The following is an 8,030-nucleotide window of genomic DNA, read 5'->3' on the forward strand; positions in this document are numbered from 1 at the left end:
GAACTTGAGAAAAAAGGTAAGGCTGTTGCCGAATAATTAGACTTCTTGCATAAGTCAGCTTATAATACGCAGCTTCAATACTTCCAGCCCCTGTTTAGGTATTTATGCAAGAAGTCTCACTCTTGCAAAGCATCGTCTAATTTATCCAGACTGGTTATGCCGCGTTCATTAAAAACTCGATCAGCAACCGATTGATTTGGGCGGGTCGTTCCTGCTGAATCCAATGTCCGGCGTTTGGCAGCAATACCTTTTTTCTCAAGTTCGGCACTGTTTTTTCTAAATTGTTGATGAGTTCTTGATTTCTCGTCACGACTGCATCGAACTCTCCCCCAACAAACAAAGCAGGTTGTTGGAGCTTTGCGCCACTCAAAAAGCGCGTGAGTTCCCAATCTCTGTCCAGGTTTCGATATCGAGCCAAACCGCCTCGAAATCCGGTTCGCTCAAACTCTTGGGTGAAAAAATCAAGGTCTTGCTCGCTTAACCAACTCGGAAGCTGCTCTGGTTCTGTTAAAGTGTTTAGGAATTTTTCTGATTTGTCGAATAGAAACCGCCATCTTTCTTCAGGAGGTGGATCTCCGGCGGCAGAATAGAGCATCATGCGAAGAGACTTACGAACGTCAGCTTCTAGTTCTGCCTCCGCTTTACCAGGTTCCTGAAAATACAACATATAAAACTCCACCCACAAGGGGATGGAGTTTTTGGGCATGGGGAATCGGGCATGGGGCATGGGGAAGAAGTTACCAATGCCCAATGCCCAATGCCCAAAGCGGCGGGGCGGCTATCCCTCTACAGACACCTGGGGATGGAGTTTCCCGCCGCTTTCAATAAAACTGTTGCTCACCCGACATCAGTTTTAGCATTTCTGTTGGCGGTCTACTTTCCCAGGCTTTAGCGCGATAAGGGACACTTAGTAAAGCGATCGCTTTAAATAAATCTGGACGTAACAACGCACAATGCCAAGCTAAAGTTGCACCATGATCGTGCCCGACGATAATGGCTTGTTCTTGGTCGAGAGCATGAACCAGCCCAACGATATCGCTAGTTAGCTCAAGGATATTGTATGCCTCAACTGACTCTGGTTGGTCGGTTTGCCCGTAACCACGTATATCTGGCGCAACAACGTGGAATCCAGCTTCTGCGATCGCTGCAAGCTGATGTCGCCAAGAGTACCAGCATTCTGGAAACCCATGACAGCAATCTAACAGCACTACTAAACTACTCAGGTCGGAGTCTCTAATTAAATTGTTGAGACTCAGAAGACTAATCCCGCCTGTTTGTTCAATAATTTGCTTCCCTTGAGTGACAATTGTCAAGTCAGAGGTTGCTAGATATGCTTGTTGTGTTCCTAAGCTGTCAGATACGGTGATACCCTCGGATGTTGCAGTTCAAAGCACGAAGTTCCGAGTTCAAAGAGTAAACCATCGCCTTCCACTCTCCATCATTCACTCTTGGATCTCGGACGTTGCTGTTCAGAGCTTCAAGTTTCGTGTTCTCATCTCGAAATTCCATGTTCTGAGGTTGAAGCTTCGAGTTCAGAACTCGGAACGCCGAGCAATTTACTCCAACATCCGAGTTCTGAACCTCAACATTGCACCTTAGAAGTGCAATCACCAAGCTATTTTCTACAACGCTGCTGCTTGAGGCTTGGATTTCCGAGATTTACGGGCGAACCTTTGCCCCATTTCCTCAACTACTCCATCTAAACCAGCGCCTTGTCCACTAGCTTTGGCATAGTTATACACCTGCAACGCGGCTGCATAAGCTTCACTACCCACAGCTAGCGAAGTATCATCCACCAACTCTTGTAATTGTGACAAAGACAGCAATATTGGATACAAAGCTTCAAATAATTGTACGTCTTTTTGCATCTCATCGAGGTCAAACGATCGCGGTAAAAACTCTGGGTTCTGTGTCGCCACCTCTAATGCTTTACTGACAAAGGCGCGGCTTTTATCTCCCATCTTGGGTAAAGCTTTACGCTCCTCGTTACTTAAATCAATCAAAAATGGTAATTTGTCTTTAATTGTGGCGATCGCTTGCAACACAGCATCTCTCTCTGATTGCGCTAGTGTTGCACTAATTGGGGCTGTGGACATAGAAATTAGTCTCCAGTATGTTGCTTAACTTTAGAGTGCCCACATATACAACAAAATTACCAAATAGGGCACGGCAATGCCGTGCCCCTACAATGAATCAGAAAGGTATATCGAATAGGAATTCGCAATCATCAGGATTATGCTGTGGATTTTGTGGATCATCTGCCCACTTCTGAGGATTGTCTAGGATATATTGTCGGATGTGATCCAAAGATTTTTGATCTCGACTGATATGTTCGTAAAAATTACGTTGCCAGATTGATTGCCCTTTGGTGTGCCAAATAACATTAATGCTTTTGCTGACAGCACTTTTATAGCTGCCAATCACAGTTGGGATACAACCGCGCACAGGTTTGCCAAATTGTTCTCTTGTAGGGGCATGGCATTGCCATGCCCTTACAGACGTGTCAGTAATTACCAATATCCCATGTACATGATTAGGCATTACCACAAAAGTATCTAATTCAATGTGCGGAAAATGATCGGGAATTGCCTCCCAGCAGTTGAAGGCAATATGACCTAAATAATTTAATTGCATTTTGCCCTTGACCACATTGCCAAATAAACATTGCCGCCCCTGCGTACAAAGCGTAATAAAATAGGCTCCTGGTTGGGTGTAGTCATGTCCTTTTAGGCGAATAGAACGACGGTGATGTATTCGCGGGTCGTAAGGCATTAATTTTTAAGTACAGTTATTTGTAAATTGTGTTTATATTAACCTGAAGATTTCTATCTAACGTAGGGCCATAGCAATGCCCATACGTGTCAACTTAACGTAAAAGCCATGTCCCGCAAGGAACTGAAGTTCCTTGCTAATAGCGAAAGTCATCTAAAGATGACTAAATATAGCCAAAAATCTTTAGTCTACTTCAGTAGACTTTAGCTATTAGCCTTGAACTTTAGTTCTAGGCGGGCGTGGAAGCCAACAGATAAGCGATTTTTAGCTTAAGTTGACACCAATGGGCAATGCCATACCCCTACATCGTTGTGCCCCTTGAGAAAAATCACACATCGCGCTAGTCTTCATTGACGTAACTGCACGCTGTAACATTAGGCGATGATAAATCAACTATCTCCAGAAATTCCCTCTTGCACTTGGAGCCGTCCCATCGGCTTAGGCTGGGACAAACCTTATACCGTCCGCTACGCAAGTAATATCGATGATGGCCCTTGGCATGGTATGCCTTTGGGTGGCTTTGGTGCAGGTTGCATCGGTCGTTCTTCACGGGGAGATTTTAACCTGTGGCACATTGATGGCGGTGAACATACCTTCAAAAACGTTCCCGCTTGTCAATTCAGTGTGTTTGAGTCCAATAGCACATCTTCCCAAGCCTACGCTTTGTCTACGCAAGCGCCCGATGATGCCACTCTCAAAGCTTGGCAATGGTATCCAACTGACAACAAAGTAGAGGGGCAGAGGAGCAGAGGAGCAGGGGGGCAGGAAGAAATCTCTAGTATCTCTAACACAGGGACTTATCACGCGCTATATCCACGTAGCTGGTTTGTGTACGAAAATGTATTTAAAGCACAGTTGACTTGTGAGCAGTTTTCCCCAGTCTGGGCAGGTAATTACCAAGAAACTAGCTACCCTGTGGCAATATTCCTCTGGAATGCCCACAACCCTACAGATGCACCTATTACTCTTAGCATTATGCTCACTTGGCAAAATATGGTGGGCTGGTTTACAAACGCTCTAAAATCTCCCGAAGTACGGGTGCGCGATGATGGTAGTCCGGTTTACGAATACCAACCACGCTGGGGCGAAAGTCAAGGAAACTATAACCAAATAGTTGAAAATACACAACAGTTTGGCTGTGTTTTAGGTCGGGTTGGTAGTGATGAACCTTTGCAAGAAGGTGACGGAAGTTGGTGTATTGCAACGCTGAAGCATCCCCAGGTGGAAGTATTTTACCACAGCCGATGGAATCCTGAAGGAACGGGTGATGAGGTGTGGCAAAGCTTTGCTAAAGATGGTTCTTTGCCTAATTATCTAGATACGACAGCAACAGAGAATACACAATTAGGGGCTGCGATCGCACTCCGTTTTACTCTCCAACCAGGCGAAACTCTCGAAATCCCCTTTGTCCTCGCTTGGGATTTGCCAATCACAGAATTTGCCGCCGGAGTCAACTATTATCGCAGATATACAGACTTTTTTGATAAAAGTGGTACTAATGCTTGGGCGATCGCATCGACTGCACTACAAGAATACCAAAGCTGGCGATCGCAAATTCAAACTTGGCAAAAACCGATTCTCGACCGGGAAGATTTACCCAACTGGTTTAAAATGGCTCTATTTAATGAGCTTTATGACCTCACCAGTGGCGGTACTCTCTGGAGTGCAGCATCAGAACTTGACCCCATCGGTCAGTTTGCAGTGCTGGAGTGCCTAGATTACCGTTGGTATGAAAGTCTCGATGTGCGATTATACGGCTCTTTTGCCCTACTGATGCTGTTTCCAGAACTAGAAAAGTCGGTGATGAGGGCATTTGCAAGGGCGATTCCTCAAGGTGATGATACACCCCGGATAATTGGCTATTACATGACAATTAAAGCAGAAAGCCCGATCGCAGTTCGCAAAGTCGTAGGTGCAACACCCCACGATTTAGGCGCACCCAATGAACACGTTTGGGAGAAAACCAATTACACCAGCTATCAAGACTGCAATTTGTGGAAAGATTTGGGTAGTGATTTTGTCTTGCAAGTATACCGTGATTTTTTGCTCACGGGTGCTGACGATGTAGAATTCTTAGCAGATTGTTGGAATGCGATCGTTCAAACCCTCGACTACCTGAAAACTTTTGACATTGATGGCGATGGGATTCCGGAAAATTCTGGTGCGCCTGACCAAACCTTTGATGATTGGCGGTTACAGGGTGTCAGCGCCTATTGTGGGGGGTTATGGTTAGCAGCGCTAGAGGCTGCGATCGCAATTAGCGATATTTTATTAACTTACCAGACAGGTAACACAGCATTGGCGGCGCAAAAGTCCACTTATGAAACTTGGTTACAACAATCTCTTCCTATTTACCAAGAAAAACTTTGGAATGGGCAATATTACAAACTTGATAGTGAAAGTGGTTCCGATGTGGTAATGGCAGATCAATTGTGCGGACAGTTTTATGCTCGTCTGCTGGACTTACCTGATATTGTACCGAGCGATCGCGCTCTCTCTGCCCTAAAAACTGTTTATGATGCGTGCTTTTTAAAATTCTGCAACGCTGAGTTTGGTGCTGCTAATGGTGTTCGTCCTGACGGTTCACCAGAAAACCCCAAAGCTACTCATCCCCTAGAAGTCTGGACAGGGATAAACTTTGGGCTGGCGGCTTTTCTTGTGCAAATGGGAATGAAAGATGAAGCGTTTAGGTTGACGCAAGCTGTGGTGCAGCAAATTTATGACAATGGTCTGCAATTTCGCACCCCTGAAGCTATCACCGCAGCTGGTACTTTCCGCGCTAGCACTTACTTACGGGCAATGGCAATTTGGGGAATTTACTTAGTTATTAATTGATTTGCTATCAAAGCGGTTCTCATTTTGAGGCAATACAACATGTAGAAGCGCACAGCTATCATGGGTGTCAACTCAAGGTGAAAGCCAATCTAGAACAAGCTTTTATTGCAATACGCTTGGGTTAAGAATTTTCTCATTCTCTCTGTGTACTCTGCGCCTCTGCGGTTAGTTAAAAAAATTGACTTTGACAAAGAGTTTTAACCTTAACCCAAACGTATTGGTCTTTATCTGAGAAAGCAGAGTCTATATTTGTGATTGTATTTTCCAAGTGTTTCCGGAAGCGAAGGAAAATTTCAGTAATGGTAAGAGTTGAAGCATTGAGAATTCAAGACTTGGTGCGTTACGCTCCGTTAACACATCTTACAAAACTACTTATTTTTAAAACAAAATTTAAGATTCCTATAAAAGTTCCTGCTGAAGAAACTTAACAACATTATGTGTTAGTTAACTTTATCTCTATCACTAAGTTTTCTAATATTCTACCTATTTAATCTCTACATATTTATTTTTTAGTAAAAGCATCTTGCTACAGATATTTTACTTAATTAAACTGATGATAATTAAAACTAGCTATCTTTATTCCTGCTAATCATTATTTTTTTAAATAGGCTATTTATCATTACTAACTGATAATGATGAAATAATTCACGAACAGTTTGCAGTGATTTCATTTAGAGTACGCTAAAGCTGTATTTTTTGTAAATCAAAAAGTATAAAAATAATACATATAATTCTTTAATTTAACTTATTAATAAAATATGTTCAATCTTATGGCTGCGAACGTTTTTTATTATTTAAATTTTACTATTTTTAGAAGTTGTTTTACATCATAGTTAATGGTAGTATTTTCTAGATACTCGACAATAATAAAGGGTTTAAATTGAGATTGTATGGGGGGTCAGACCCCTCATGAATTAACAAAGGAGGACAAAATTAAAAGTTGCACAAGAAGCAAGTACGTATCTAAATACATTCAGTAAATTTAACTTAAAAATCTACTAATTTAGTAGATGACATTAACGACAAAAAATAGTATAAATACGAATGGGATTGTTAAAGCTCAAAGATAAATAAATTTTTCCCACTACTCAAAAAAATATGGAAAGTTGCCGGAAAATGCTTAATTAAGCAGTAGTAAGAAATACAGGCGTTTTAACAGAGAAAGTTGTTTCAGAGGATAAAACTGCATCTACCAAGAGCTACGCCGAGACTTTTGTCCTACCAGTTAGATGAGAAGACAAAAGATAAATTTTTACCTTTCACTTACTAACAACCTATAAGCACAGTTTCCTCAATTCATCGGAGGGAATCTGGATAGTTAGGACTGAGCAGACAACAGACTTGATTAAAAAATTGATTGTTTTTAATCAAACGTTAATTCATGAATAAAATCATCAGGTCAAATGCAGTCGAAACCTCAAGCCAAGGGGACAGTTCAGAAATGAATCTATATAATTTGTATCCCTACTACGAGCTAGCTCTTGCCAAAACTAGTTTACTAAGGGAGTTATCAGCCAAACTTACTAAAATGCTCAATAGCACAAAGGTAAAGCTTAAACAGCAGAGAAGTTTCAGCCTGTATCTTTACCATTCAAAGCTACGAGAGCTAATCAGAGTTTGGGAAAATTATGTACGCGTCTGTTGATTGATAGATTTTTATCCCTCGTCAACATCCAACACCGCCAAATTGCTGATAATTACCTGAAAGCGATTCAACAACTGCAAAAAGGTAAGTGCAGTTTGTAACCCTCAATTGAAACACCAACAATCGCAGAAATTGAACTAGTTTACTTCATCCAAGATAACTAAACACTATGATGAATCAAGACATTGCTGGTATTAGTAGTAACTTAGATACAACAGTCAAGGCTCAACAATTTGACAAAGTAGTTGAAGCAATTATTGCTGGAAAGTACTCCTGGGCATGTGTTTTAATGCTACGTTTTGCTGGTTATAATCCTCTCCATTACATTCCGTACCGTACTTACAATCGATTGCTTAAAGAAAACTCTCAAACCAATAGAACAAAACAACAGCAAAGTGAAAATATAAAAATGCTGAAAGATTCAAGACCTGCTTATCTTGAAGTGGTTGGAAAGCAAAAAACAGAAATCCGTGGTAGTAGTTTAGACCAGAGATTAGGACAGCCAATTAACGAACATCAATCAAGGAAATCGCCATTAAAACCAGAAGGCAGCCAAGATATTTCTTTGAAACGCTGTGGAGTGAATTAAAAACAATTTGGAATTCACAGATTCTGCCCTAGAGTTGATTGAGTGTCTGAGAGCCTACTATGCTATAGGAATCCTAAATGATATGTGAAAAATTTTAAGTAATGTAGGGTGGGCTTTGCCCACCATATCCGGGTTTTGGTGGGCAAAGCCCACCCTACGTGTATTTCAAAAATCAAATAGGAGTCCTAT

8 protein-coding genes are annotated in these 8,030 nt (G+C 41.8%); 3 read left to right on the forward strand and 5 right to left on the reverse strand.

The features are described from left to right. Positions 1-154: 154 nt before the first annotated feature. Positions 155-727, reverse strand: coding sequence for an alpha/beta fold hydrolase (locus tag LC574_RS16030; protein WP_229454434.1), 573 nt, complete (start codon positions 725-727; stop codon positions 155-157). On the opposite strand from LC574_RS16030, the gene LC574_RS38055 reads away from it, so the two are divergent. Further along, positions 726-857 carry a hypothetical protein gene (locus LC574_RS38055; RefSeq protein ID WP_267871557.1) on the forward strand — a complete coding sequence of 44 codons (132 nt, stop codon included), beginning with the start codon at positions 726-728 and terminating at the stop codon, positions 855-857. The genes LC574_RS16030 and LC574_RS38055 overlap by 2 nt on opposite strands. Here the strand turns inward: LC574_RS38055 and LC574_RS16035 are convergent. The 4 genes from LC574_RS16035 to LC574_RS16050 form a co-directional block, all read right to left on the reverse strand. Continuing rightward, complete coding sequence (locus tag LC574_RS16035) at positions 822-1,313, reverse strand: alpha/beta fold hydrolase (protein WP_229454435.1); 492 nt, start codon at positions 1,311-1,313, stop codon at positions 822-824. The two genes, LC574_RS38055 and LC574_RS16035, sit on opposite strands and share 36 nt — an antisense overlap. Positions 1,314-1,353: 40 nt before the next feature. Beyond that, on the reverse strand, positions 1,354-1,509 hold the full coding sequence (locus LC574_RS16040; protein WP_229454436.1) for a hypothetical protein: 156 nt from the start codon (positions 1,507-1,509) through the stop codon (positions 1,354-1,356). Positions 1,510-1,622: 113 nt separating this feature from the next. Continuing rightward, positions 1,623-2,096, reverse strand: coding sequence for a hypothetical protein (locus LC574_RS16045; RefSeq protein ID WP_229454437.1), 474 nt, complete (start codon positions 2,094-2,096; stop codon positions 1,623-1,625). Positions 2,097-2,193: 97 nt separating this feature from the next. Beyond that, positions 2,194-2,772 (reverse strand): transposase, encoded by a 579-nt coding sequence (locus LC574_RS16050; RefSeq protein ID WP_229454438.1) that lies wholly within the window; start codon positions 2,770-2,772, stop codon positions 2,194-2,196. 381 nt (positions 2,773-3,153) lie between these two features. On the opposite strand from LC574_RS16050, the gene LC574_RS16055 reads away from it, so the two are divergent. After that, positions 3,154-5,607: a GH116 family glycosyl hydrolase gene (locus tag LC574_RS16055; RefSeq protein WP_229454439.1), complete on the forward strand. Its 2,454-nt coding sequence runs from the start codon at positions 3,154-3,156 to the stop codon at positions 5,605-5,607. Between the two features lie 1,817 nt (positions 5,608-7,424). Further along, entirely contained in the window at positions 7,425-7,841 is a 417-nt protein-coding gene (locus LC574_RS16060; RefSeq protein WP_229454440.1) for a HetP family heterocyst commitment protein, read from the forward strand. The last annotated feature ends 189 nt before the right edge of the window (positions 7,842-8,030 follow it).

The sequence above is a fragment of the Nostoc sp. CHAB 5715 genome, assembly GCF_020829685.1.
In the GTDB taxonomy this organism is placed as follows: domain Bacteria; phylum Cyanobacteriota; class Cyanobacteriia; order Cyanobacteriales; family Nostocaceae; genus Nostoc.